Consider the following 26,372-nt stretch of genomic DNA (forward strand, 5'->3'; position numbering starts at 1 on the left):
GCTTCAGAACGAGGTTGTCATAACCTGAACTTCGCGTGGCGGGCCGGGCTGCACTTCAAACTCGCGGTTGAACACCGTATCGCCCTGCTTGGCCAGAACTAGGTATTTTCCCTGAGCCAGCACGGTGGCGGGGAAGGCGCCAAGTTCTGAGAATATCGTGACACCATCGGGGTCCTTGACCGTCCACTCGACGTCGGCAATTGCCTCGCCGCCTTCCTCGGAAACGAGCTTGAACGACACCTGGCTGGCGTGATGATAGAGCGTGGCGTCAGTCAATTGGCCCGGTTCGACCCGCAAGTCGGCGCGCACTACCGCGTTGATGTCGCCGAAATAGGAGACGATGTGGTAGGTGCCGGCATTGAGGGTGACGATATCGTTGGGCAGCAGTCCCTCGGCGACCATGGTGCGGCTGGCTTCGGCACCGGCGGTGAGGATGTCAAATTTGAGCAGTGTCGCGGGTACCGCGATATCGCCAGTAATGGCCGAATTGAGCCGAAGTGCACCTGCGTCGAGCACGAAGCTCTTCTCATTGTCACCGGGCACAACGGTCAGCGTATCGCTAACCTGGGCGCGACCATAGGCTACATGCACCACATATTCTCCCGGCGGTAGCTCAACGCTGGCGGCGGGGGCGTCTGACTTGGCAACCAGCGCCAGTTCGCCATTGGCATCGGGTTTGGTGTCGAAAATGCGCCAGACCAGGCCTTCGGGGATCGGCGCGCCCTCCTGGGTGACACGGGCGGACAATGAGACCGGCTGCGGGGTGGCGGTGAGCGCGGAGATGGCTTCTGTTGCCGGGGTTTCGGCTGCCGCTGCGGGCGGGGCAGTGGGGTCGGCCGGCAGCTCGCCATTGCGATCCGGGCGGGGCCGGGGCATCGGGGGCGTGTCGGCCTCGGCGTCCTGCGCCATGACCATGGTAGGGGTAAGCACCAGTGCCGGCGCCAAGGGGGCCAGAACCAGCAGCAAGAGGGCAAAGATCAGTCCCGAACGCATATGGTCTCCATGCTCGTTCGGGCGCCTGGGCCGGCGCCGCGTCGAATGCTGCGCCTGATAGGCGCCGATTGGGGAAAAGCTGTGTCATAGACGCCCGCTTATGGGAACCGCTCTGCGATCCCCAGGGGTGATTTTGTGTGAATGATTGATCGGGGCTGGCCCAGAGGCGTCTCTGTGGCTAATGCTCGGCGACGATTTATGGAGATTACCATGCCCGCCATTGCTCCCTTGCGCGACTATCTGCTCAGCCGCCGGTCTGTAGGTCAGGCCTTCCTGCAGGAGCCCGGTCCCAATGCAAGCGAGCTCGAGCAGATCCTGACCATTGGCACCCGCGTGCCTGACCACGGCAAGGTGGTACCCTGGCGGCTGGTGCTGATCGAGGGCGATGCGCGGGCCCAGGCCGGCGCCAGGCTGGCCGAAATCGCCAAGATCAACAATCCGGCATTGGACGAGGCCGGGCTTGAAGTCGAGCGCAACCGTTTCCTGCCGGCACCGCTCACCATCGGGGTCATTTCCGCGCCCAAGGCCCACCCCAAGGTGCCCGAATTCGAGCAGCTGATCTCGGCTGGAAATGTGGCGTTCAACCTGGTGCACGCCGCCTATGCGCTGGGATTTGCCGCGCAATGGATCACCCGCTGGTATGCCTATGACCGCGATGCCGCCACCATGCTGGGCGCGGGGCTCGATGAGCGCTTCGTTGGGTTCGTGATGATCGGCACGCCGACAGTCACGATTGAAGATCGTCCGCGGCCCCCACTGGACGACGTGGTTTCGCGCTGGCACCCTGCATGATGCAACAGCGACGCTAGTCAAACGTTGTCGCTGGGCAGGGAGGAAGCTCAGATGGACACGCAGCACTTTATCGTTGCCCGCGCCGCAAGTCGCTGGAGCGTAAGTTTTCACGGCACCCAGGAGGGACCGTTCTCTACCAAGGAGGCGGCACTCGAAGCTGCAATCGGCGCGGCCACGGCTGCGTCGGAGCAGGGCATGATGGTGGCTGTGCTGGTGCAGGATATCGAATCCAATTTCCACACGGCCTGGACATCGGGTGGTGACGCGCCTGATGGGCCGCTTGCCAGCTCGGCATAATTTGCCTGGTTAACGTCGCGTTAACTCGCATTAGTGCTTCATTAACCCAATGATTCCCGCCACCGAGTAACGCATGGGCGTGCAACCAATATCCGTGCCGCAGAGCCTCGCCTATGTGCTGACCGCAGCAGGCGATCGCAATGGCGTGGATTTTGACTATCTGCTGCAGACCGCCATGCGAGAGAGCAGCCTCGATCCGCAGGCCAAGGCGCGGACCTCGTCGGCGGTGGGGCTGTTCCAGTTCCTCGAAGGCACCTGGATGCAGGTGATGAAGCAGGAAGGCCCGCGCCTGGGCTATGGGCAATATGCCGATGCCATCGAGGTCACGTCCGAGGGCGACTACCGGGTGCGCGATCCGGCGCTCAAGGCGCAGATTCTCAAGTTGCGCGAAGACCCGCAGATCGCCGCAGACCTGGCGGCGGCGTTCACCAAGACCAATGGCGATTACCTGCAGACGCGGTTCGGGCGCATGCCCAGCGCCGGGGAACTCTACATAGCCCATTTCCTCGGCGCGCAGGGCGCCGAAAGAATGTTCAATGCCGGCCTGCAAAATCCCGACCAGGTCGCGGCCAACCTGTTTCCGCGGCAGGCTGCGGCGAACCGGACCATCTTTTATTCCGACGGTCACCCGCGCACTATCCGCGAGGTTTATCGTTCGCTGGTTGCCAAGCATGAGACGGCGGGTGTTTCGTCGGGTTTTGCTGCTCAGCAGATGGTCAGCCAGCAAGCAGTCAAGCCGCCCGAACCCGTCGTGGCGTCACGCTTCTCCACCGAGAACATGTCGTTCACGGGCCTGTTCAAGACCGAGCCAGAGACCGGCGCGGCGCAATCGCCGCTCAGTGTCGCACCGGGCGAGGGCAGTGCGTTTTTCACCCAGCTTTATGGGCAATAGAGAATCATGCCAGCTAACCGGAAACAACTGACTGAACTGGGTTTACGGGACTTTAAGAAAGAAGCGCCTAACTGGCATGGCACCCCTATGGTGTGGGAGTTGGCAATGGACCGTCCGGTCGCAAAAATCGGCACTCGAACCCTCGACAGGATTCCGCGCGGGTGGGTGATACTAGCCTTGGCCCTGGCATCATGGGCGATGGCAATCGCGATAGGGGCGCTCGCCAATACCTTCTTCAATTCCATCCTCAGTGCGCTTTAGCCGGCTGCGCCGGGGCGAACAAATTCGGCTGTGTCGGGAAGCCTGAAAGCTCCTCATGCAGGTCGCGCTCTACCGGCAATAGGGTGCATGGGCGTCCTCACTTATCGCCATTGCGCGGATCATAATCTTCAGAGACACCTCGATCATCGGCGTCGCGCTGCTCCAGATGCAGGCTATTGCCGGTCCGCGAGCTGCCGATAGGTCGGCCGATCTTCCAGATGCCTGATCTGGGTGCGGCAGGCCTGGCAAGGCTGCTGTGGGCGGCGTCTGAATTGCGATGTGGCTTTTCCCCAATCCCAGATCGGTGACCCCGTGGCGCTGGCCGACGGAATCCGGCGCCCTTGCTCACAATTATGGTGAACCGTTCCTTAAACCTTGCCCGCTAGTGTGCATTGCGTGATCTGCGGAGAGCGGAATGGTTGCGTATACAGAGTTTGTCCGGCTGTCTCAGTCGAGCGATAGCGAGGAGCGGGGCAGGGCCGCGCATTTCGCTGCGGTCGCCTATCTCAGCCATAGCGGACCGGCCGACGAACAGGCGGCACTCTATGCCGCGCTGATCGGTTTTCTCGATGATCCTTCCGTCAAGGTGCGCGCCGCGCTGGCCTATGGCCTGCTGCATTCCGCCGAAGCGCCGCGGCCGATCATCCTGTCCCTGCTGCATGACAGCGCCGTCATTTCCCGCGCCGTGCTGCAATATTCACCCGTGCTGATCGATGCCGACCTGATCGGGCTAGTGCGCAATCTCGATCTTGCCATGCTGCTGTCGATCGCACAGCGCAGCAAGCTGAGCGCGCGGCTGGCGGCAGCGCTGGTGGCGCGCGGCGAGCGGCAATTGACGCTGCGGCTGATGCGTCGTCTTGAAATCGGTTTCGCCGAGGCGCTGCTGGCCGATATTGCCAGCCAGCAGGGTCGCGATCCTGAAATGCGCGGGGCGCTGTTGGCCCGTAAGGATTTGCCGGCGCAGGTGCGCCTGATGCTGGTGCAGATGATCACCGAGGACCTGAGGCAGGCCCGCATCGTCAAGGGTGCCCTGGCGCCGGACCGTCTCGCCCGGCTGCTGCGTGACAGTACCGATACAGCGCTGTCGGCCATCGGTGAGCGCGAGGCGAGCAAGACGCACCGTGCCTATGCCGCCGAGTTGATTGTCAGCGACCGGATCAATACCCGCGTGCTGCTGCATGCCGTGGTCACCGGGCATGTCATGTTCTTTGCCGACTGCCTCGCCGAACTCAGCCAGACGCCGCGCGACAAGGTGTTCATGCTGCTCGAGAGCGGCAGCCGGCCGGCGCTGAGCGCGCTGCTCGGCCGGTGTGGTCTCAAGCAAGCGACGCGCGGCCTGTTTGTCCAATTGGTCATGCACGCGCGCAGTGCCGATCTAGCCGATGACGCGGCGGCCCGGCACTTTGTGGTGACGGCGCTGACCGAGGAAATGATCACCGATCATGATGGGGTCATCCCGCCAGAGCTGGAAGAGGCCTTTGCCTATCTCAGCGAACAGAACGTCATGCTGGCCCGTAAAGCCGCGCGCGGCGTGATGGCTGCCTTTGCCAGCGAGGCGGCCAGGCCGATGGCGCTGCCAGTTGCCGCGCCGGAGCGACTGGCGCTGTCGGCGGCCTAGTAGCGGAACTGCTCGCTCAGGACGCGTTCCTCAAGGCTGGTGCCGGGATCGAACAGCAGGGTCACGCCGTAGGAGCGGTCCTCGCGGACGGTGACTTCGAGCACGTTCTGGAATTCCACATTATCGGCAACGGCGCTGACCGGGCGTTTGGCGGCCTCGCGGGTGATGAACTTGACCACCGCGTGATTGCTGAGAATGGCGCCTCGCCAGCGGCGGGGGCGGAACGGCGAGATCGGCGTCAGCGCCAGCAACGGCGCCTCGATCGGCAGGATCGGGCCGTGGGCCGACAGATTGTAGGCTGTGGAGCCGGCCGGCGTCGCCAGCAAGACGCCATCGCAGACCAGTTCTTCAAGCCGGGTTTCATCATCGACAATAATCTGGATCTTGGCTGCCTGATAGCTGGAGCGGAACAATGAAACTTCGTTGAGCGCCAGTGCCTTTTCGGCGCGGCCGGAGGTGCTCAGCACTTCCATGGACAGCGGGTAGATCTGGGTCTGCTGGGTCACGGCCAGGCGTTCGCACAGATCGTCTTCGGAAAAGGCATTCATCATGAAGCCGACCGAGCCGAAATTCATGCCGTAGACCGGCACGCCGGTTTTCATGACGCGGTGCAGGGTTTGCAGCATCAAGCCATCGCCACCCAGAGCGACAATGATTTCGGCATCATCGAAGGCGACATCGCCATAGCGCATGCGCAGGCGGGCGGCGGCTGCATCGGCTTCGGCCGTTCCGTTGGTGACGAAACTGATACGTTCGGCTGGTCGGTCGGCCACGCAGGTCTCCCCAATAGTCTGATGGTCTGCCTAGCATGACCGATAAGGCCGTGCCAGCGACGTGGCGCCCCGGCGGCCTGGAGTGGGCTAATCACTTGGTCGCTCTTGTGCTGTGGTGAGGCGGATCACCCGGACTCCCACGCTGGGGTCATCCACGCGCAGTCGGCAATCTCGTGTTGGCGATCAAGGAGATTCCCGCCTCCAGGCGAATGATCCGGTGGAGCCGCGAACAACTCAGTGGGGCCGTGGCAACAACCCGGCCTGTCTAGATTAACAAAATCTTGCCATTTGCTTGACCATGCCAAATTGGCTGTCTAGCATTCCTGATGCGTATTGCCCGCATCATTGCGGTTGGATGCCAATGGCACTGATGGATGCGACAACGCTGGCGAGTGGACACGCGAGGCGGTCGCAGTGCAGTCTTGCCGCCCAGCTATCGCGCCGCTTTTTCATCGCCTTGCTGTTCGTCATGCCGTCCGGCTTGCCGCTCAGCCTGTTCGGCGTGCCGGCTTACCAGTCCGACCAGATCCAGATTGTCATTATTGCCCCGCTGGTCGGGGTAAGGGCGCTGCAATTGCTGCAGCGACGGTGGCTGGACCGCTGGGAAAGCACCATCATGGTCTTTCTGCTTTACTGCTATTTCGTTTCGTTCATCTCCAATAGCTTCTTCATACCGCAGCCGCCCGATGGCTGGTTGCCGGGGCTGGTATTGCTGGTGCCGCTGCTGCTGCTCTTTGCACTCGATGCGTTCAAAATCACGGTCAAGGAGGTGATCGATGGGCTGCTGATCGCCGCGCTGTTTGCGGCGATGCTGGTGAACGTGGACCGCGTGTCACCGATTGCCGGCCTGGACAGTTATCTGCACACCGCCATCCATGACCCGTCGTTGCGCCGGATCGTGGTGATGCACAATGAAATGGGCTTCGCCTTTGTGATCCTGGTCGCGCGGCTGCTTAACATGCGGACATTGGGCGGCGCGCTGCTGTATCTGGCGGCACTGGCGCTCCTATCGGGACCACTGTTTGTCGTCTCCGAAACCCGGCTGGTTATCGCTGCCGCGGTGATTGGCTGCATGCTGTATGCACTGCTGGTCTATCGCAGCACGGTCAAGGCGCTGGTGCTGTCTGTACTGGCTGTGATCGCTGCCGGCCTGTCTCCTTTGATCTTCGGCAAGTATATCGACTATGCGATGGCGATGGGCGATCTCGGCGATGATCCCAGCGTGCGGTTTCGTGCCATCGAGATCCTGCATTTTGGCCAATTGTTCGATCAGACCGCCGGGTTCGGCTTCGGCTTGATGTCGCTCAGCCCCAACAAGCCCAATATCCTGACCGATGCGCTGTTCCGGGATGCGGCGCTCTATGGCGCGCCGGACTATTGGCTCAGCCTGGTCGATATCCGCATATACGGGGCGCTGTATCAGTTCGGCTATGTCGGATTTGTGCTGGTGCTGGGGTTGACCCTGATCGTGGCATACCGGCTTTGGTGGTGCTCACGAGAGGTCGCCTATACCCGGCGGGACGATGTGGGGGCGGTGGCGGCGACGGTTGTCGCCTTCATGCTCAGCCCCCTGCCGATGAACCTCTTCACCGCCGAGAATACGGTCACCATCGGGGGCATGCTGTGGTTTCTGACGGCGCGCGCCAGTCGTGAGGTGCGCGCCCTGAGGCAGGCGCCCCCATGAGTGAAGCGGGTATCGGCGCAATCGCCACGCGCGGCATATTCTGGTCGCTGGTGCAGAATTGGGGCGCCAAGGTCTTCACCTTCGTGTTGTTCGTCAGCCTCGCCCGTATCCTGACGCCGGCCGACTATGGTCTGGCCGCCGCCGCCGCGTCGGTGCTGCTACTGATCGGGCTGGTGGCCGAGTTCGGTTTTGGCGATGCCATCGTGCAGCGGCGTGATTTGCAGCCGGAGGACGTCAATCTGCCGTTCATTGTCTCGGTTGGGGTGGCCGCGTCGCTGGCCCTTGGCGCCGCCTTGATGGCGGGCCACATCGAGGCCTGGCTGCGCGTGCCGGGGCTGTCGCCGGTCATTGTGGTCGCCTGTGCGCTGGCGCCGGTGAGTGCCATGACTGTCTTCCAGGAGATGAACTACCGGCGCCAGCTGGCGTTTCGTCAGCTGGCGTATCGTGTGCTGATCGCCAATCTGGTGGCCGGGCCGGTGGCCATCCTGCTGGCCTATCGGGGGGCAGGGGTCTGGAGCCTGATTGCCCAGACCTATCTCAGCACTCTTGTCGGCCTTGTCTGGCTGTGGGCCCGACCGCGCTGGCGCCCGAGCTTGCGGTTGAATCCGGTCAGTTTCCTCGAACTGGCCCGGTTCGGGGGGGCCGTCGTCAGCCTGCGCCTGGCCGATTTTGCGGCAACGCGGCTGGTCGAAATCATCATCATTGGCCGCTTCGGCATAGCCGTGTTTGGACTCTATGCGGTCGGATCGCGGCTGTATCAGGTATTGATGCAATTGCTGCAGTCGGCGCTCAACGAGGTGGCGCTGACGGTCCTGTCGCGGATTGCCAGCGAGAGGGAGCGGATGGGCGCCATCTATATCCGCGCCATCATGATCGCCGCCTATCTGGCCGCGCCGGTCTTTGTGCTGGTGGCGGCGCTGGCACCGGAGATTTGCGGATTGCTGTTTGGCCAGGACTGGGCTGGAGTGGATGCCATCGCCCGGCCGCTGCTGCTGCTCGGAGCGGTGCAGTCGGTACAATATCTCAATGGCGCCTATCTCAGCGCGCGGGGGCGTCCGTCAGTGGTGTTGCGGGTGGCTTTGGTGAAATATGCGGGGATGATCGTCGGCATTGTGTCGATACCGACAACGGGCGTGGTCGAGCTCGTGACGCTTTTCGTGGTGCTACAGCTCGTGGCGACGCCGCTGTCCTTCTGGGCTGTGGGACATGAGCTGGGGCTGGGGTGGCGGCGCATCGCCGGTACGCTGGCACCGTCCGTTCTGGCTTGCATGGCAGGCTATGGCGCGGTGGCGCTGCTGCGCATGCAGACGGACATGGTGGTCGTACTTGCCCTGGGATTTGCGGCCATCTACGGGGCGGTCATCGCAGCGCTTGGCCGCAGTCAGGTCAGGGCAATCGCTGACTTTTTCAGGAGCCGGTTAGCCGAGAAGTGGCCGGCTGGCCTGGCGCAGGATGGGGCCTGATATGGACGCTGGGGTGAATTCAAGCGTGGGCGTGGATGAAACCGGCGCTGTTCCCGTGGTGCTGCCAGATCCGCCGAGGCTGAGCGTCGTGCAGAGAGCCAAATGGCATTTGAACGCCTGGCGGTCGTCGCCGCGTTCGGTTTGGCCCGATATGCCTTATCCCACGGTCGCGCTGTCGTACTGGGTGCCGGACGGACCGGAAAAGCCGGTGAATTTCGGCGATGAACTCTCCCGCAGTATTGTTGAACTGATGCTGGCCCGACGCGGCGCCACACTGCTCGACAGCGCGCCAGCGCAGCGGCAATTGCTCTCTATTGGCTCGGTGTTGCACATGGCGCGCGAGGGCGCCACGATCTGGGGCACGGGCCTGCATGGGACCATGTCTGCATGTGAGCATCGCTATCGCAGCCTTGACATCCGCGCCGTGCGGGGACCGGTAACTCAACGGTTTCTGCGCCAGCGGGGCATTGACGCGCCCAGCGTGTTCGGCGATCCGGCATTGCTGCTGCCGGTGCTGACGGGGAAGCGCTTTACGCCCAGCGGTGAGCACGCTGTCGGCTTTGTGCCCAACCTCCATGACATGGAGTTCCTGCGCACCAGCGGGATGCGTGAGCGGCATCCGGACATCGTGGTGATCGATCCGCTGCGCAGCTGGAACACTGTCGTCAGTGAGATTGCCCGGTGCCAGCTGATCATTGCCAGCTCGCTGCACGGCCTGGTCACGGCCGAGGCTCTTGGCATCCCCGCCCGCTATGTTCGACTGACAGAGCACGAAGCCAAGCTCAAATATTACGATTACTACAATGGGACGGGACGACCGCTGGTCTATTCGACCAGCATCGAGGCGGCGCTGCAGGATGGCGGCATGCCGTTCGACGGCTTTGATCCCGGGCCGTTGATGGACGCCTTTCCCTACGACTTGTGGGGCCTGTGACATGCTGACGTCCGGGCCATTGGCAGACGCAGGACAAGTCCGGTCGATGCGTGCCTGGATCGGGTGCAGATTGCGCATGGTGCGCAGGAGCGGGCGTGGGGCGGTAAAGCGTGGGTTGGCCCAGTTGCGATATCTGCAAGCGCGCCGGAAGACGCCGCCCGGATACGATGTTGCGCGATATCTGCGGGGTGAGGTGCCCGCATTTGCTCCCGCCAGCGCGCCCGCTCTTGCCATCAGGGTATCTGCGGAGCATGGCGAGGAGGCGCTGCGGGTGTGCCTGTGCGCTATCGCAGCCAATCCACCCGGTGTCCCTTTTGTCGTCAGCGTGGGCACGGAAACTCTCCCCGACGCTCCGCTGCAACTCGATCTGGACGCGCGCTGTCTCGCGACCCCGGGCGCTTTTGACGCCTTGGTCGGAACGATGAACGACTATCCCGCGCTGGCATTCGTCTCGCCGCTGATCGTGACGGCCGATGGCAAAGTCATGGGAGGCGCTGACCGGCGCGGATCCCGGCACAATTATGTCCGCCGCGATAGTCACCCATCGCAACTGGTTTGGATGCGCAGAAACCGGCCTGGCGAGGGTTCAGCGCGGGGCGAGATTGCAGTGCCGCCAAACTGGGGGCTGCGCCAGCCGGCGGCGGTCTTCGTCCTGTTGGGGGAAGGGGGTGAGACAATTCAGGGTGCTGAAAGCGATGTTACCGTGATTGTCGAGCAGAGCATTCCCGAGCCGGACCACAGTGCCGGCCATCGCAACATCTTCGAGTTCGTCCGCACGCTGGTTAGGGACGGCCAGACGGTCAAGTTCTGGGCGATGGATGGCCAGGCCAAGCCCGAATATGCTGGCGCCCTGCAGCGCATGGGCGTCGAGGTCCTGAGCGGCGCGCTGCGGCCGGACCTGACGCAATGGCTCAGGCAGCATCGGGGCAGCATTGGCCGCGTGCTGGTCTGTCGGCCCGATGTCGCCGACTTCTACCTCGAGCGCATCCGCGCGGCCTGCCACGCTCCGCTGATCTATTATGGCCACGACTTGCACTTTGTGCGGATGCGGATGCAGGCAGGGGTTGCGGAAGACAGGCGCCTGGCCAGCGCTGCCGATGCGATGGAGCGGCTGGAGCGATCAATCTGGCAGCGTGCAGATATCGCGCTCTATCCGACGGCTGAGGAAGTTGAAATCGTCCACAGCCTTTGCCCCGACGCCGTGGCCCGGCAGGTGCAGATATTCTGTTTCGATGATTTTCCGCCTCGCGAGGCAATGCCGGCGGGAACCGAAGTCCTCTTCGTTGCCGGGTTTGGGCATGCGCCCAATGTCGATGCCGCTGTCTGGTTCGCTGCAGAGGTATTCCCGCTGATCGTCGCCGAATGCCCGGATGCGCGTTTGGTCATCGCGGGAAGCGCGCCCCCACCCGAAGTTGTGGCATTGGCCAGTGCGACCATTGCGGTGCGGAGCTGGCTGAGCGAGGCCGAACTGACAGAGGCTTACGCGGCAGCGCGCGTAGCAGTCGTGCCGCTGCGCTTCGGCGCCGGGCTCAAGCTCAAGGCGGTGGAGGCGTTGCGCAATGGCGTGCCGCTGGTGACATCGCCGGTCGGGGCACAGGGGCTGCCGGATCTGGACGATGTGGCTGTCGTCGCCGAGACACATGCGCAGCTGGCGGCAGCTGTTACCGACACGCTGAGTCTGAACGATGCCGACTGGCTGGCCCGGGCGAACCGGCAGGTCGACTACGCTGCGGCGCGGTTTGGTCGTGCCGCGATGCTGCTGTCCTTGCAGGCCGCATTCGAGGCTGCAGAGGCCCGGCGCGGATGATGGTGCAACACCCGGTTCCACGCATCGATGTGGCCCTCGCGACCTATAACGGCGCGCCCTATCTCGGCGACCTCCTGCAGTCGCTGGAGCGGCAAAGCCACGGCAACATGGCGGTGATCCTGTCAGATGACGGCTCCAGCGACAATACTCTGGCCATTGCCGCCAGCTTCGATGCCAGTCTGCACATTCAATCCGTTGGCGACACCGAGCACCATGGCCTGGTCAGCAACTTCGAGACGGCCATGTGTGGCGGGTCTGCTGGCTATGTTGCGCTGTGTGACCAGGATGACGTCTGGCACCCCCATAAGCTCACCAGGCTGCTGGCAAAAATGCGCGATCTGGAGGCCGAGTGCGGCCCGACACTACCGTTGGCGGTGTTCTGCGACCTGCGCATTGTCGATGCCGGGCTTGCGGTACTGGACCGGTCATTCTTCCGTTCGACACTCAAGACAAGTACGGCAAGCCGGTTCGAGCATTACCTGCTCGGCAATCATGTGCCGGGATGCGCACTGCTGGTAAACCGCCCTTTGATCGACCTGGCGCTGCCGTTTCCCGATGTCCCGGTGCATGACTGGTGGTTGATGCTGGTGGCAAGTCTGTTCGGGCGGATCGGCTATGTCGATGCGGCGCTGATCGACTATCGCCAGCATGGTGGCAATGCTGTCGGGCTGGGCGCAGTTAGCGGCGACGGCGGAGCGCTCGGGGTGCCCATCGCATTGATCACCGCGCGCCGGCGGCGCTGGGATCAGCGGGCACTGGCTATCCGCACCAACCTCGTGGCGCTGCAGAGGCGTTTTGGAACACGGTTGCCGGCTGATCGGGCGGCGGTGATTGACCATGTGCTGCGAGTGGGCGGCGCGGGAAACACTATGTTGCTGCGCCGTAGCGGCGAGCGGTTGTGGGACCGGATCGGCATTGGCATGAGCCTGGGGGGGCTGGCAAATCGGGGCTAACCAGGCACGCATCCTGGGGACCTGCATCAGTGTTGTCCCGGCGTGGTGGGGTGCAAGGCACCTGTCTCAGACCGAAGTTTGAGATGGGTTTTCCAGCAACATCCGAACGCCGCTCTCGAGGCTGACCTTAGGCACCCAGCCAAAGGTCGACCTGGCCCTGGCCGTATCCAGTACGATGGCCGGTGGGTCGAATGGGCGAGGGGGGCGCATGTCGCGGGCAATGGGCTTGCCGGTGATGGTTTCAATCAAGGCCAGCAAGTCGAGCAGCGATGTGCCGCGGCCGGAGCCGCAATTGTAGATGCCGGTCTGGCGCTCTTCGGCGGCGCGCAGCATCAGTTCGCAGATATCGGAGACGTGGATATAGTCGCGCACCACGGTGCCGTTTCCCCAGATTGTCGCGCGTTCTCCGCGCACTGCCAGGTTGAAGAAGGTGGTGACTGCCCCCAGTCGGCCATAGGACGCTTGCCCGGAGCCATAGGCGTTGGATGGTCGAATGATCATCGGGTGCAACGCCCCGGTTCGGGCGTACATGGCCAGGTATTTTTCAACCGCCAGCTTGGCGATGCCATAGGCGCTGAGCGGATCGGTGGGGTGGTCCTCACAGATGGGAACGCTGGTGCCGGCACCATAGATAGCGCCGCCCGAGGAAAGATAGAGCAGGCGGCCGTTGCCGCTGTGCCGCATGGCTTCGAGCAGCCGCAGGGTGTCGACCAGGTTGGTCTGGACATCGCCGATCGGATCGGCATCAGCGGTGGCCGGGATGGTGGATGAGGCGAGGTGGCAGACAAGATCGGCGTGAACAAGCAGGCTGGGGCTGGCGGCCAGCGCGACCTGCCCACCCGGCAGGTAGTCGTGGTGCCCGGCGTAATCGACAGAGCGCCCGACAATGGTGATGCGGTGGCCGGCCCGCTCGGCCCGCGCGGAAAAATTGCGACCAATGAAGCCGTTACCGCCGACGATGACGATGTGCATCAATGCCTCGCCGATAGGCTTCGGTGACGTCCGTGAGAAAGGCTCCGTCATTGAACAGGGCGTCTGAATAGAGCTTGGCAGCGATGCCCATGCGGCGCGCTGCAGCCTGATCCGTCGCAAGATGGCGGATATGGGCGGCGAGCGCGCCGGGATCATCAGGTTCGAAAATCAGACCACGCTCGCCATCGGCGACCAGTTCGGGAATGCCGCCCCGGCGCGAACCGATCACCGGCCGGGCAAGGGCAAAGGCCTGGTTGATCACGTAAGGAAAGTTCTCGGGCCAAAGCGAAGGCACCACAACGAAACGCGCGCGCGACAGGATGGCCTCGAGCGCAGCCCCCCATTTCGGGCCGAGGAACTCGACATTGCTCAGGCCCTGGCGGGCAGCCAGGGCTTCGAGCCTGGGCTGTTCAGGGCCGCTCCCGATGATCTTTATGGGAAAGCCGTTGATATCAGCCGCCGCCTCGATCAGGCGGTCGACGCCTTTTTCTGCCACCAGCCTGCCGAAATAGAGGCCATAGGGCTCGTCGTCCGTCCGGGATTGGTGCGTGGCGGAGGCAAAGGGGTTGCGCAGCTTGGACCAGGAAAACGGGCGGTCTGGCCAGAACTGCGTGGTGACCTCAGCCATAAAATCGCTGGAAAAAGTGAAGTGGTGGATGCGCCGATAAACGCCCAGCACGTCATGAATGTAGGCTTCGGCAGTGCTTGCAAGCGACAGCGCGGCGTTGTCCTTGCAGCAGCGATTGCGCGCCGCGTTGAAGAAGCGCTGGCCCTTGCAGTCGTAACAAATGCGGCCGTGGTGGAACAATTTGTAGTTCGGACAGATGTGCTTGTAGTCGTTCAGCGTCGCGATCACCGGGATGTCGGCGTCGTGCGCCGCATCGAGAATGGATGGGCTGAGATGCACGTTGATGGCAAAGGCGTGCAGCAGGTCCGGCTGGAATTCTGCGATTATGCCGGCCATCTGCCGACGCTTGCCGCCGTCATAGATGGCGCGGGGCAGGTTGATGGCCTTGCCGAGCAGAGTGCCGCCCTCATAGTCCGGCGCCTGCAAGAGCTGCAGATTATGCGGGCGATCCACCGCGTCGGCACCGGTCGCCACCATCAGCGTGTCGTGGCCCGCCGCGCGCAGCACGCGTTCAGTTTCGCGAAAGAAGACCTCCGCACCGCCCGTCAGCTCATGGAACTTGTGGGCGAGGAGGATGCGCATGCTGTCAGCGGGCCTTGAGCAGGCGGGAAACCACCTGTTCGCTCGATTGCCGCCACGCGGGCATGCGGGCGCCGTGGGCGGTGTTGAGCCTGGTCGTGTCGAGCCGGGAATTGGCCGGGCGGGCGGCGGGGGTCGGGTAGGCGGTGGCAGGAATGGGTTTGACTTTGGCGGTGGGGCCGCCAAGCGCTGCGGAGGCGTGGAAGATCGCCGCGGCGAACTCGGCCCAGCTGGCGTCACCGGTCCCGGTGGCATGGAAGATGCCGCGCAGGCCGGGATCGTCCGGGGTGGCCACCAGATTGCGGGCGACGACCAGTATCGCTGCTGCCAGATCCAGTGCGCTGGTTGGGTTGCCATACTGATCGGCGACGACGCGCAGTTCGTCTCGTTCCCCCGCCAGTCGCAGCATGGTGCGCAGGAAGTTGTTGCCGAATGGGGAATAAACCCAGGCGGTGCGCAGAATGGCATGGTTCGGCGTGGCTGCGGCGACGGCCTGTTCGCCTGCCAGCTTGGACGCGCCATAAACGCCGAGTGGGCCAGTGGGATCGGTTTCCAGATATGGCGTCGGCTTGCGGCCATCGAAGACATAATCGGTAGAGATATGGATGACTGGTACGCCCAGCATGGCGGCAGCAGCAGCGACGGCACCAGCGCCGGTGGCGTTGATGGCAAAAGCAAGGTCGCGCTCGGTCTCGGCGCGGTCGACTGCCGTATAGGCGGCGGCCGAGACGATGATATCGGGCGCTGCCGCGGCGAGGGCGGCGGCGATGCCCTCGGATGATCCCGCCAGATCCAGTTGCGGACGGCCAATGGGGATGATTTCGACCCCTGCATTGGCGCCGACCTCAATCAGAGACGAGGCCAATTGGCCGGAAGTGCCGGTAACTGCCAGACGCAGGGTCATAATTGCTCCATCGCTTGCATGGGCAAACTGCCCCGCCTTCCGCCTTCATAGCGGCAAGATGGCTGCTGTTGCCATCTTTCGCTGGACAAAAAGGGGCTAAGCCGGGTCATCGGCAGCCATCGGTTGAGGCGCAGTGCGGATCTCCGGTGCGAGCAGCAATTGCTCATAGGCGTGCAGCACATCTTCCCATCGGAAGTGCTGTTGATGGCGTTGCCGCGCCATCTGGCGGGCCACGGTGATCCTGGCAGAGTTGGTCAGCGCCTCGCCGAGGGCAGCACTGCAGCTGTTGATATCGGTAAAGAACAGCTGACCTTCGCCGGCGGTCCATCGATTGAACCGATTGTCATGCGCGATGATGGCGCTGCCGGCGCCCATGGCCTCTACCAGCGATGGATTGGTGCCGCCGACTTGATGGCCATGCAGGCAGGCGTATGCATGAAAGCGTAGCGCCTGCACGATCGGCCGGTCATAGATCGCCCCGGCAAACACGACCTCGTCGCTGGCGGCGGCTCGCACGCGCCGGTGATAGGGTTTAGATGGATCGAGTGCTCCCAGCAGCAGATATTTCATGCCACGCGGCCGGGCGGAAAAGGCCGATACCATTTCGAGGATCGAGTTCTCCGGCTCCATCCGCGCGACCGTCAGCATATAGCGGGACGGGTGCAGTCCAAAGGGATCGAGGGGCGCCACCGGTGCGGCGCTAACGCTGGCGGCGCCATACGGGATGATCTCGGCCGGGCGGAAGCTGCGGCGCGCCAGATGGCGGGCGATTTCGGGATGGTCGGCAATGGCGGTGGAGCACGTATTGGAGCCAATGACCTCATTGCAATAGAACCAGGCCCTGGCCGGCAGGGGCCACTTGCCGCGTTTCCACTCGATGCCATCCATGTTCATCAATACCCGCCTTCCGGCAAGGCGTTGCAGCACGTTCAGGATGGCGGTGTTATAGCCCAGTACCAGATCAATGCCGGGGCGGCGTAGGACGTCGAGAACGCAACGCAGGTCGAACTGGACCGTGCCTATTGGTCCGCCATGCGCGGTGCCGAAATGAACGCGCCTGATGCCGTTCCAGTCGTCTTCCCTTCGGTGGGCGGCGTTGTTGTCCGCCTGGCAGTAGACAGTAACGTTCCAGCCTCGGTCCCGCAGGTACAGTGCAAGATGCTGGGCGAAGGTCTCAAAGCCACCATGCGCGGCAGGGATGCCGCGCGTGCCCAGAATATTGATGTCGCGATATGCCCCCATAGCGCTCCTCAACAGCAAACTGCCGCGATGGGGTCGCGGCAGTCAAGTATTCGAGTTGGGAACTTTACGTAGACTGCTGGCAGCGAAGCGGATTTTCAGTTGAGCGGAGTGGTGTCAATTGGGATATTTCTGCTAAGCGGTCGCCGCCAGATTGCGGATCAGGGTTCGATCGAAGGCGGCAGGCAGCGCGGTTGCCAGCGATACTGTCTGAGACGTGCCGTCATCAAAGCTCAGCGCCAGAGTGCCGATGGACGGCGCCAAGGGCAAGGTCAGGCTATCGGCGGCGCGGTCGGCGGGGGTGGCGGCCGAGATGATCGGTGAACTCGCATCGCCAGTTTCGAGCTGCGTGTTCCAGTGCTCGTAACAGGTGCCGATGCCCGCACCAGCGCCGATGCTCGCTCGGGTTATGGTTCCATCCGCCAAAGCAGTGGTGATGCCCACATTCACAGACCCTGCAGGCGCTGCAAAGGTCACTGACAGCAGGGCATAGCCCAGGCCAATGGGCTTGATCGAGCGCGAGATGGCTCCGTAACCAGCCCCGGCATTGATCATCGATCCAGTGGTGAAATCGACGAGGTTGAACCAGGCGAGGATGGCATTGGCAAAGGCTGAATCGCCGACGATCAGCCGGATCCAGTCGCAATTGCCCCGACGGACGATACGGGTCAGCGTATACGTTGACCCTGCTGTGACGGCAATGGCAATGCGGGAGAGCGAGGCGTGGGCAGCCCCTTCCGTGACCCGGATTGCGGAGGCGCCGCCCACTGGGTCGACAATGCCGGTGGTCAGGGTCACTGCCGTCTTGTGCCAGACGCTCTGCTCGAGATCGGCAGACCAGGTGCAATGATTGGTGGCCGCCGGCTCCAGCGACAGGCCGAGATCGGTGAGGGCGGCAATATCGGTGCCGAACTGCTCAAAAGTTCCATTTCCGCGGCGCGCGTATTTTGCGGATGCGCGTGTCAACGCGAAGCTGCCGGTCAGTGGAACGTTGAGGCTATTGCGCAGGGCGCGCTGGTTTTCAAAATCGATGGCGAAGCCGTTATTGTGCGGCCATGCCAGGTTTTGTCCGCCGATCTGCAGTGGCTGCATGGAAATTGCCAGCATCAGAACAGCCCGACAATGGCCGTGGCCGTCGTGCCGGTCGCCTTGACGCGGCGGACGCGGGCGGGCAGGACGGTGCCGCCGGGAACGCCGCTAAAGCTGACTTCTTCGCCGGACAACATCACCACCGCAAGATTGCCGGCGCCGCCGACATAGATGGCACGGGTGACCTCGCTGAGGTCGGCGGCATCTGCCGGCACAACAGCAAAGCCGCCGGACGCAGGCGACTCCAATCCACCGGCGTGATTTGCGAAACGATCGGGCATGAGCATTCTCCGTCATTGAGGCTGCCCTCAGGATAGGACAGGTCCATTGGACGGGGATAAGTCGCTCGCTAAGTCGCCTCCTCGGCGTAATAACCCTTGTACTTGCGTCGATAGACGGAGCGTGGCTGGTCCTGCTGGTTGATCACGGCGACGACCTCTGCATGGGGCAGTTTGACGTCCAGCAGGCTGGTCAGTGCCTGCCTGGCTTCGATCTGGGAGGTACTCGCCCATTTCGTGACGAACACGATGGCATCGACAAAGGGCGCGACATAGAGGCTGTCCACCACCGGGCCAACCGGTGGCGTATCGATGACGACCACCTCGAAGGTGTCCCTGACGGCCTCCATCAACCGGGAAAAGGCGGCACTGGTGAGCAGCTGGTCGGTCGGCAGGTCGCTGACATGGGCGCCAATTATGATTGTCGCGCTGGTCAGGCTATCCCGCGAAATAATCGAGGCGAGATCATTGGAGTCCCCATCCAGGTAGTCCATCAGGCCATGCGATGGTTCGATATGGAGGTGGCGGTGCAGGCTGGGCTTGCGCAAGTCGCAATCGATCAGCAGCACGCGTCGACCAGACAGGGCATAGGAGCGGGCCAGGGCCAGGGCCAGCGTGCTCTTGCCTTCGTCGGGTGCGGCTGAACTGATCATCACCACCTTGCCACCAGTGCCCGTATCGGCCTGGCGGCGCAGCGATTGCTCCAGTGTGGCTCGTAGACGTCGTACTGATTCAGCGAACACGGACAGGGGCTCGGCGATCATCAGGTTGGCCAGGCTTTGCTTGTCGGACTGTTCGCGTTGCCGGGGAATGGCGGTGGCGACGCGTGCGCGCAATACCGAAGCCATCTGCGCCTTGCTGGTGAAGCCACCGATGTAGTTCTCATACAAAACTGCCAGGACCACGCCCAGCCCCAGCCCCAAAAGTGCGGCCATGCCGACGATCAGCAGCCGGTTGGGGAAGCTGGGTGACTGGGGCGTCAACGCCGCCGAAACCAGGCGGCTATCGGCGACCTGGAGGTCGGCCTGGGTTTCCAGATCGTGGACGCGTGACAGCAGGGTCTCGTATTGTTGGCGCGCCACTTCGGCGCTTTGCTGCAATCCATAGGTCTGGGTCAGGATATCGGCAGGCAGGTTGCTGGTGAATGTCTGCTGCAATTGCTGTTGTGCCAGCGGGGTGTTCAGGGTGAAGTTGGCCTGAGCGGCGTCGGCGGTGCCAGTCGCCGCATTGGCGCGGACGAAGGCGGCAAGTGCTCCCTCGGCGCTGACAACAGCTTGCCGCGCCTGCGCAACGCGCGCTTGCAGGATGTCGCGCGATGCCAGCGTTCTGGTGATCTTGGCGGCGATCTGGTCGTCAATATAAGCCTGCGCCAGGGCGTTGGCGAGCCCGGCGGACTGGACCGGATCGCTGGAACGCGCCTGAATGCTGATCACATAGGTCAGGCCGCGGCGCTTGATCGATATGGCCGAGCGCAGGCTTTCCAATGTCTGATTGAGCGCGGCGTCCGGGTCGGTGTCCGGTGCAGATGTATTGGCTAAGCCGAAAAATGCTGCCACCTGCTGGCGCAGCGAGGGCGCGGCAGCAGGACCGCCCTCGCCGGTCAGCCCGACAGCCTCAATGACTTTCAACAGCACAGTATTTGAGCGCAGAATTTCCACCTCGCTGTCGATGCGGGCGCTGTCGCTGCTGCTGGCCGACGCGTGCTGGTCAGGATCGAGCAGGTTCTTGCGACTGGGATCGACCAGAACCAGCGCTGTACTCGAAAAAGAAGGGGGCAAGGCAAAGGCGACTATGCCTGCCAGCGTCACCACGGCGATGACCGTCGTGATAATGAGCCGGCTTTGACGCTGCAGCAGGGCAAAAACCCGGCGCAGGTCGATGTCGGTATCGTCCATGACTATCCTCCCCCGCGGACATCTGGCGACACCACCATGTCGCGTTCTACCCGGATGGTCCAATGAATAATGTGAGCTCAGAGGAGGTTAGCAGCGGCACTCCCTGTCTGAAGGAAGCGAACAGCCGCGTCGCGACGCAGGCGGGCGGCCGTGAGCACCCCGGTCGCGAAGGCACCAGTATCCAGACCAATGCGGTGGGGCAGTCGTACGGGTTCAGGTCCGGGCGTGTGACCGTGGACGACCCGTGGCAAGCCAGTCTCTGGCGTACTGAGGAAAGGCTCGCGCATCCACAGCAGATCGGCGTCCGATTGCGCCGTGAATGGCAATGCGGGATTGAGGCCGGCATGGACGAAGACCAGGTCGGGCAGGGTCAGCAGGATCGGCAGGCTCTGCATGAAGTCGATGTGCGCCTGCGGAATATGGGCCTCCAAGGTGGCTCGCATCTGCGCCTTGGGCAGGCCGACAAAGCGGCCCGTCTCGATTCCATAGGATGCCAGCGTCTCGAGCCCGCCATATTTCAGCCAGGCCGCCTCGCGGGTTGGATTGGTCAGGTAATCGAGCAGCATGGCCTCATGGTTGCCTGCCAGGCAGATGCGCTCGAAGCCCGGCGGGGGCGGGGCGATCAGGTGGTCGAGAACGCCGTCCGAGCGGGGGCCGCGATCAACATAATCACCGAGGGTTACAATCCATTTTCCGCCCTGGACCCCCGCCGCATCGGCCACGATCTGGCGCTCCAGCGCCTCCAGTTCGCTCAGGCAACCGTGGATGTCGCCGATGGCATAGATCACCGCGGGCCAGTCACGCATGAGGCGCGCCCGCGGTTGGTTTATTCGGCGCGGCAGTAGATTTTGTAGCAATGGCAGCATCGGTTGAGCCTATCCCAGATCATCATGGTCATGCTGGGGCGGGGGATAAAATTGTCGGCACCGTCCCAATGATAACCTGAAATCCGATAGAGTGGCTCTGCGGCTTGACACTCACCGGGTGACTTATGGGTCCGCATGCGTGTGTGACGATGGAGCCGTGCCGATGCTGCGTAGCCTGATACTTGTTTTGGCCCTGGGTCTGGGGGCGCTCTGGCCTGCCTCGGCGCAGGCGCAGGCGCAGCAGCAGCGGATGCTGGACAGGGCCCTGAATGGCGCCGTCCACACCTTCGAGCAGGCCATGGGCACGCTCGAAGCGGCGGCAATAGGCGTCGACATCCCCGCCTATAGCGATGCGCTCAAGCGGCACCGGTTCTATTCCAGCAGGTGGGATATGGAACTGGACGTCAATTTCGCCATCAGATCGGCCGAGGACCAGCGCTGTGAACGCTTTGCAGCCTATGTGATGCCCGCGATTGATAGCGGCGCCGTCAATGTGATGTTGTGCCCGAAATTTTTCTCGGCCGGCGCCGATGCGCTGCGCGAAACCACCATCCTGCATGAAATGGTGCATGTGGTAGCTGGCACCGACGAATGCCAGGCGATGGCCTTTACCGCCCAAGTGCAGTTCATCGCCAGCGGCAGATTTCAGGCCGTTGCGCACTATTGGGACAAGAACCGTTGTGCCCGCTCGGCTTTCAGCTTGCCGCACTAAGCGGTGATTATCTTGGCAAGGCGCTCATCTTGACGATAGGCTTGCCCGGAACAACAGGGATGGCGGGATGAAATCGATACGCAAGCAGTGGTTCGCCGCGTCCTGCCTTCTGGCAATGGCGGCGCCAGCCGGCATTGCCGCCGAGCGCGTTGAACCCATTGCACTCAACCGGCCGTTCGACTTGCGCGTCATCGAGTCCGGCCACAGCCTGACCGACCCGATTCCAGCCATGCTGGAAGGCATGGTTCGCGCAGCTGGGGGGCCGGCCGTCACCGTGGCCAGATCAACTGTGCCAGGCAGCCCGATGGATTGGCGCTGGAACAACCCGCCTGAATACGGCCCCGATGCCAGGGCCGTTATCGGCGATTATCAGGTCCTGGTTCTAACGGAACGGGTCTCGCTGTCCGGCACGATGCCTTGGCACGGCTCTTCCGCCGAAGCGCTGCGCTGGTTCAATCATGCCTGGGAAAATGGTGATGGCGGCAAAGGCGCCGAAACCATCCTCTATGCCAGCTGGATCGACCTCCGTAGCGGCCCCGATTTCGACAATCCCTATAACGACCCCGAGGGACATGTCCCTTTCAGGCAGAGGCTGGAGCTGGAGCTGGCGCGGTGGGAGGAAATCGCCGCCTCGGTGAACGCCAACCGTCGCAAAGATGCTCCGGAAATGCGCATGATCCCTGGACCAGTGATCATGGCTGCTGCCTATGACGACATTGCCGCGGGCAAAGCGCCAGGCCTGACAGACATGGCCGCGCTCTTCGCCGACGATATCCATGTGAACGACCTGGGCGCCTACCTGATCTCGCTGGCCCACTATGCCGTCATCTATGGCCGGGATCCGCGTGGTCTGCCCGCTTCTATCGGTCAACAGACGCCACCCGAGCCGGCCACCGCCGCCTGGATGCAGGATCTCGTCTGGCGCGTCGTCACGAACTATCCCGGATCGGGCATCGCGCCCCAGTAGCAGGTCTGGGGGAATGGAATATGCTGCGGGCCATCTGACTCAAATTTCAGCCTTTCGGCTCGGTTTCAAGCTGCCGGCGCCCTGGTGTCCGCCAGGACTTCCAGGGCCGTAACGGCGTCGGGCAGCCAAGCGCGATCACCAGACGCTGTTTCACAGAAGAGGAACCCGCTTTCACTGTAGATCACGCGAAGGCGGTCCCCCTTTTTCACCGACAGTTCCAGCGCCGAAAAATCGCGCTGCAATCGCCAGCCGCCCTCGGACGGCTCGCACCAGCTGTTCGGGGTCCAACCCGCACGGCCATCGACGCCGACACACCATGTCCATCCCATGAAATCGGTGTCCATTGAGCCATCGGTGACCGGCCTAACAAGGGCCCCTTTGGACACGCTGATGGGTTCGTCATAGGGACGATCATAATCGCAGGCAGCCAATACAAAGGTGTCTGGCGGGAAAAAATAAAGCACTTCGACCTCAGGCAAGGCAATGTTGAACCTGCTCGGCTTTAGCATGGCTGGACGATTTTCAAAGGCCTGTCTGAATGGATGCAAAAGCGGGGCTCCCGCAGCAGTCGGCGCGCGCAGGTCTCTTTTGCTCTGCAACGCGCTGGGATCTGATCGCAACGCGGATTGACTAGGGTCAACATTGCAGAAAATGTATCGTTCGCGCGTGGATAATGCTGGCAGCAGCAATGATTGGCTGGGGTGAAATGAGCGAAAAGACAGTGTCTCGGTGGCGTCGCATTCTTCATGATCATGTTGGCTGCGAGAGGGACGCGTCATGAGCATTATAGATTTTCAGACCTGCGCGCCGGCCTCTGAATTCGATGCAGACATCTGCATTATTGGGTCGGGCCCAGCCGGACTGACACTTGCTCTTCAGTTCGCCGATACCCCGCTTCGAATTATTGTACTGGAGAGCGGAGGGCACTCGAGCGATGCCGAAACCGATAAGCTCAGTGAAATCGAGAGCGTGGGCATGCCGCGTGCCCCTCAGAACGTAACCCGCTGGCGGGGGCTCGGTGGCACGTCAGCCTTGTGGTCAGGGCGGTGCGGCGTATTTGATGCCATGGATTTCCAGCATCGTCCCTGGGTTCCCCATAGCGGCTGGCCCATCGCGGCCAGGGACCTTGATCCTTATCTTGATCGGGCAGGCCAAATACTGGGCCTCGGGCCTGCGCTCTATCGGGAGGAACAGGAGCGCCTGCTTCCGGAGGACAGCGCGCAGCATCAATGGGACAGCCTGAACTTTCGGCCGGTTGTATGGCAGTTCAGCCAGCACGAGACCACGGGTGCGGTGCTCAATCACTATGCCAAAGATGGCGTGGAAGGGGCGCAGAACCTGGGCATGTTGCAGCATTCCGGGGCACCGCGACCGCTCAATCTCGGAGAGGCGGCCAGAGGGGCGCTGGAGGCAAGTGGCAATATTACCGTGATCATGAACGCGACTGCCGTCGATTTGCTGCCAAACAGCACCGGCTCGCACGTAAACCAGGTGAAGATAGCCTCAATTTCGGGAATTACCGGGACTGTTACCGCCAAGACGTTCGTTTTGGCATGCGGGGCCATAGACAATGCGCGATTGATGCTTTCGTCGCGCACCGCCAGTGAAGATGGACTTGGAAACAGCCACGGAAATGTCGGGCGCTTCCTGAGCGACCATCCATTTTGGCCAATTGCGAAATATGATGGTGCCGGAAGTGATGTCGTCCGGCGAATGCTGGGTGCCCGCTGGCTGAACCGTGCTGGCAACAAGCACGTATACACACTCGGCTTGCGCGTTAGCCCAGAGCGTCAAAGAGATGAGGAACTGCTCAACAGCGCGCTGCACATCGTCGAGTTCGGACATGAGCCGCCGGCCATATCTCAGCTTGGAAGTGCGCTGCGACTGCTCAAGCGGCGCCAGTTCGGCGAGGACACATGGCGGGCGCTTGCAAGCGCGCTGACCCGGCCAATGCAGCTGATCTCGGGGATCTACTCCCGTTACGTCAGGAAAGAACCGGCGCTGTCGAATCCAACCAGCGTCGCATTCGGTGCCGTTGTCGAGCAGGTTCCCGATCCCGAGAGCCGTGTAACGCTGTCAGACCAAGTCGATGCCTTCGGGATGAGACGGGCGCGCATCGACTGGCGCGTTTCCGACCGTGAATTTGCCAATGCAAAACGTCTCGCTGAACTGACGGCCGAGGAATTCGAGCGCCAGGGCTTCCAGCAGCCGGAATTTGCATCCTGGCTGGATGACCCCTCCGGCGCCTTCCGCGCGCATATCCACGACATGGCCCATCCGATGTCCACGACGCGGATGTCGGACGATCCGGCAAAAGGGGTGGTCGATGCAAACTGCAAGGTCCACGAAGTGGACAACCTGTATGTTGCAGGCGCCTCGGTCTTCAGTACCTCCGGGTATATGAATCCTACCCTGATGATTGTCGCATTGAGCCTTCGCCTGGCCGATCATCTAAAATCCACAGCGATAGACAATCGTGCTCCAGCGGCCGTCGCTTCCCATCGGCTGGCCCCGCGACCTCGGCGCACGCGTGTGGGGTTGATCGGGGCCGGCAATCGAATGCGGGAAATCTATCTGCCGATCCTTGAGACGCTTGCGGATGAATTTGAGGTGGTGGGCGTCACCTCAAGAACCGCGGCTAGTGCCGGCGATGTGTCCCGCCTGCTCGGGACCCAAAGCTTTCAGACGCCGGAGGCGCTGTTGCATGAGGCAAAACCGGATCTGCTGGTTGTTGCCATTGGAGCGATTGACGATGCTCTGCCTGGCTTGATCGGCCTTGGCGTGCCACTGCTCATCGAAACGCCGATTTGCTGGAGCTTGCGAAAAGGCCGGCATGCACTCTCCCTGATGCGAAAGCATGGGGTGCTCGTCGGCGTGGCCGAGCAAACTCCTGAACTTCCCGTTGAAGCGCTGAAACGGCAGGTTATCGATTTGGGGCTGATCGGCCGGGTCTTTGTCTCCCACAACGATTTCGCCTCGTATGACTACCATGGGATCGCGGCCGCCAAACAACTGCTCACGGGCCTGCCGAGAAGCGGAACGATCAGCGCGATAACCCAGTCTGGTGGCGCGCTGTCGCACCCGCAGGGCCAGATCGAAAACTGGATAGTCGGATCCGCCCGGTTCAAGAGCGGGGGCCTGCTCATGCATAGCTATAGCGACAGCTATCACGATAGCGCCTTCCGGACCCCAAAATGCTTCAGAACCTATGGCACCAGCGGCTCGATTGTCGGCGAGGACATGCTGTTCAAAGCCCCGTCCGGCCAGGTGTTCCAGGCCGGCATTCGTCGCAACGAAGCGGCGGGACGTCTGCAGACATTGACCATCGACACACCGATTGGCGAAATCGTCTGGAGCAATCCGTTTTGCGATTTTGATCTGAACGACGAACAGATTGCCGTCGCAACGATCCTCAGGAAGATGGCGGTCGCAGTGCATTTTGGTGGAGCTCCAAGTTACTCCGCCCAGGACAGTTTCGATGACATGGAACTGCTCGCGGCGATGCGTTCCTCCGCTCGACGAAACGGCGCCCCCATAGCCACTCCGATGAGCGCGACCTACGAGGCTATCGAGAGACTCCGGGCTCGACTGGCGAGGTGACGCGTCCGCTCACAAGACCGATTTCCGGCCAGGGTGGCGAAGCGGCCACTGGCTGGCGCGTTCAGCCTGGAGCGTTGGGCAGATATTGCGAATTGATTTATTGGCGCGGGGCGGGCATAAGGCCGGAACTCGATCGGACCCGGTGCAAATCCGGGTGGCTCTTCCGGCCGCCAACC

At 62.5% G+C, this 26,372-nt stretch carries 23 protein-coding genes and 1 other annotated feature (1 of these 24 only partly in view); of the genes, 12 read left to right on the forward strand and 11 right to left on the reverse strand.

The annotated features are described in order from the left end of the window. Window positions 1-3: 3 nt before the first annotated feature. The gene (locus BUA69_RS03680; protein WP_072866460.1) at window positions 4-993 is read right to left on the reverse strand and encodes a hypothetical protein; all 990 of its coding nucleotides are present in this window, start codon (window positions 991-993) and stop codon (window positions 4-6) included. A 210-nt stretch (window positions 994-1,203) separates the two neighbouring features. Here BUA69_RS03680 and BUA69_RS03685 point away from each other — a divergent pair, with 210 nt between their 5' ends. The 4 genes from BUA69_RS03685 to BUA69_RS03700 all read left to right on the forward strand — a co-directional run bounded on the left by BUA69_RS03685 (window position 1,204) and on the right by BUA69_RS03700 (window position 4,853). Continuing rightward, window positions 1,204-1,785 (forward strand): nitroreductase family protein, encoded by a 582-nt coding sequence (locus BUA69_RS03685; protein ID WP_046136333.1) that lies wholly within the window; start codon window positions 1,204-1,206, stop codon window positions 1,783-1,785. Window positions 1,786-1,836: 51 nt separating this feature from the next. Beyond that, a complete protein-coding gene (locus BUA69_RS03690; protein ID WP_046136326.1) occupies window positions 1,837-2,082 on the forward strand; it encodes a hypothetical protein in 246 nt (81 codons plus the stop codon). A 73-nt stretch (window positions 2,083-2,155) separates the two neighbouring features. Continuing rightward, window positions 2,156-2,974: a transglycosylase SLT domain-containing protein gene (locus tag BUA69_RS03695; protein ID WP_052950687.1), complete on the forward strand. Its 819-nt coding sequence runs from the start codon at window positions 2,156-2,158 to the stop codon at window positions 2,972-2,974. A gap of 676 nt (window positions 2,975-3,650) precedes the next feature. Further along, window positions 3,651-4,853 carry a DUF2336 domain-containing protein gene (locus BUA69_RS03700; RefSeq protein WP_046136327.1) on the forward strand — a complete coding sequence of 401 codons (1,203 nt, stop codon included), beginning with the start codon at window positions 3,651-3,653 and terminating at the stop codon, window positions 4,851-4,853. Here the strand turns inward: BUA69_RS03700 and BUA69_RS03705 are convergent. Beyond that, entirely contained in the window at window positions 4,850-5,626 is a 777-nt protein-coding gene (locus BUA69_RS03705; RefSeq protein ID WP_046136328.1) for an NAD kinase, read from the reverse strand. The genes BUA69_RS03700 and BUA69_RS03705 overlap by 4 nt on opposite strands. A 361-nt stretch (window positions 5,627-5,987) precedes the next feature. Between BUA69_RS03705 and BUA69_RS03710 the strand changes: the two genes are divergently transcribed. The 5 genes from BUA69_RS03710 (at window position 5,988) to BUA69_RS03730 (ending at window position 12,467) form a co-directional block, all read left to right on the forward strand. Beyond that, complete coding sequence (locus tag BUA69_RS03710; RefSeq protein WP_046136329.1) at window positions 5,988-7,310, forward strand: hypothetical protein; 1,323 nt, start codon at window positions 5,988-5,990, stop codon at window positions 7,308-7,310. Beyond that, window positions 7,307-8,773 carry an oligosaccharide flippase family protein gene (locus BUA69_RS03715; protein WP_046136330.1) on the forward strand — a complete coding sequence of 489 codons (1,467 nt, stop codon included), beginning with the start codon at window positions 7,307-7,309 and terminating at the stop codon, window positions 8,771-8,773. Before BUA69_RS03710 ends, BUA69_RS03715 begins: the two co-directional genes overlap by 4 nt. A gap of 151 nt (window positions 8,774-8,924) precedes the next feature. Then, window positions 8,925-9,707, forward strand: coding sequence for a polysaccharide pyruvyl transferase family protein (locus tag BUA69_RS03720; protein ID WP_046136335.1), 783 nt, complete (start codon window positions 8,925-8,927; stop codon window positions 9,705-9,707). 421 nt (window positions 9,708-10,128) lie between these two features. Continuing rightward, window positions 10,129-11,514 carry a glycosyltransferase gene (locus BUA69_RS03725; RefSeq protein ID WP_052950689.1) on the forward strand — a complete coding sequence of 462 codons (1,386 nt, stop codon included), beginning with the start codon at window positions 10,129-10,131 and terminating at the stop codon, window positions 11,512-11,514. Then, a complete protein-coding gene (locus tag BUA69_RS03730; protein WP_082093920.1) occupies window positions 11,511-12,467 on the forward strand; it encodes a glycosyltransferase family 2 protein in 957 nt (318 codons plus the stop codon). Before BUA69_RS03725 ends, BUA69_RS03730 begins: the two co-directional genes overlap by 4 nt. Before the next feature lie 66 nt (window positions 12,468-12,533). Here the strand turns inward: BUA69_RS03730 and BUA69_RS03735 are convergent, their stop codons facing one another. From BUA69_RS03735 to BUA69_RS03770, 8 genes are all read right to left on the reverse strand, one after another. Further along, window positions 12,534-13,439, reverse strand: a complete 906-nt coding sequence (locus BUA69_RS03735) for an NAD-dependent epimerase/dehydratase family protein (protein ID WP_046136331.1) — start codon at window positions 13,437-13,439, stop codon at window positions 12,534-12,536. Next, on the reverse strand, window positions 13,414-14,649 hold the full coding sequence (locus tag BUA69_RS03740) for a glycosyltransferase (protein WP_046136332.1): 1,236 nt from the start codon (window positions 14,647-14,649) through the stop codon (window positions 13,414-13,416). Before BUA69_RS03740 ends, BUA69_RS03735 begins: the two co-directional genes overlap by 26 nt. A gap of 4 nt (window positions 14,650-14,653) precedes the next feature. Continuing rightward, window positions 14,654-15,544, reverse strand: a complete 891-nt coding sequence (gene rfbD, locus BUA69_RS03745; protein ID WP_072866477.1) for a dTDP-4-dehydrorhamnose reductase — start codon at window positions 15,542-15,544, stop codon at window positions 14,654-14,656. 102 nt (window positions 15,545-15,646) lie between these two features. Further along, window positions 15,647-16,792, reverse strand: a complete 1,146-nt coding sequence (locus BUA69_RS03750; RefSeq protein WP_046136680.1) for a DUF1972 domain-containing protein — start codon at window positions 16,790-16,792, stop codon at window positions 15,647-15,649. A 132-nt stretch (window positions 16,793-16,924) separates the two neighbouring features. Continuing rightward, window positions 16,925-17,896: a phage head spike fiber domain-containing protein gene (locus BUA69_RS03755; protein ID WP_046136681.1), complete on the reverse strand. Its 972-nt coding sequence runs from the start codon at window positions 17,894-17,896 to the stop codon at window positions 16,925-16,927. Then, on the reverse strand, window positions 17,896-18,159 hold the full coding sequence (locus BUA69_RS03760) for a spike base protein, RCAP_Rcc01079 family (protein WP_046136682.1): 264 nt from the start codon (window positions 18,157-18,159) through the stop codon (window positions 17,896-17,898). The genes BUA69_RS03755 and BUA69_RS03760 overlap by 1 nt, the downstream gene beginning before the upstream one ends. 68 nt (window positions 18,160-18,227) lie before the next feature. After that, on the reverse strand, window positions 18,228-20,051 hold the full coding sequence (locus tag BUA69_RS03765; protein ID WP_046136683.1) for a Wzz/FepE/Etk N-terminal domain-containing protein: 1,824 nt from the start codon (window positions 20,049-20,051) through the stop codon (window positions 18,228-18,230). A gap of 77 nt (window positions 20,052-20,128) precedes the next feature. Further along, complete coding sequence (locus tag BUA69_RS03770) at window positions 20,129-20,857, reverse strand: metallophosphoesterase family protein (protein ID WP_143154409.1); 729 nt, start codon at window positions 20,855-20,857, stop codon at window positions 20,129-20,131. 223 nt (window positions 20,858-21,080) lie between these two features. On the opposite strand from BUA69_RS03770, the gene BUA69_RS03775 reads away from it, so the two are divergent. Both BUA69_RS03775 and BUA69_RS03780 read left to right on the forward strand, forming a co-directional pair. Further along, complete coding sequence (locus BUA69_RS03775; RefSeq protein ID WP_046136685.1) at window positions 21,081-21,629, forward strand: M35 family metalloendopeptidase; 549 nt, start codon at window positions 21,081-21,083, stop codon at window positions 21,627-21,629. A gap of 67 nt (window positions 21,630-21,696) precedes the next feature. Beyond that, window positions 21,697-22,596, forward strand: coding sequence for a hypothetical protein (locus BUA69_RS03780; protein ID WP_046136686.1), 900 nt, complete (start codon window positions 21,697-21,699; stop codon window positions 22,594-22,596). A 65-nt stretch (window positions 22,597-22,661) separates the two neighbouring features. On the opposite strand, the gene BUA69_RS20550 is transcribed toward BUA69_RS03780, so the two are convergent. Further along, window positions 22,662-23,381: an SH3 domain-containing protein gene (locus BUA69_RS20550; RefSeq protein ID WP_082093957.1), complete on the reverse strand. Its 720-nt coding sequence runs from the start codon at window positions 23,379-23,381 to the stop codon at window positions 22,662-22,664. Between BUA69_RS20550 and BUA69_RS03790 the strand changes: the two genes are divergently transcribed. After that, the gene (locus BUA69_RS03790; protein ID WP_052950725.1) at window positions 23,374-26,196 is read left to right on the forward strand and encodes a GMC oxidoreductase; all 2,823 of its coding nucleotides are present in this window, start codon (window positions 23,374-23,376) and stop codon (window positions 26,194-26,196) included. The two genes, BUA69_RS20550 and BUA69_RS03790, sit on opposite strands and share 8 nt — an antisense overlap. A 132-nt stretch (window positions 26,197-26,328) precedes the next feature. Then, window positions 26,329-26,372, forward strand: a sequence feature (sul1 is cis-regulatory element that is thought to sense ions involved in sulfur or methionine metabolism; They are found in Alphaproteobacteria) (it continues 12 nt past the right edge of the window).

Source organism: Devosia limi DSM 17137 (assembly GCF_900128975.1).
GTDB classification, from domain to species: domain Bacteria; phylum Pseudomonadota; class Alphaproteobacteria; order Rhizobiales; family Devosiaceae; genus Devosia; species Devosia limi.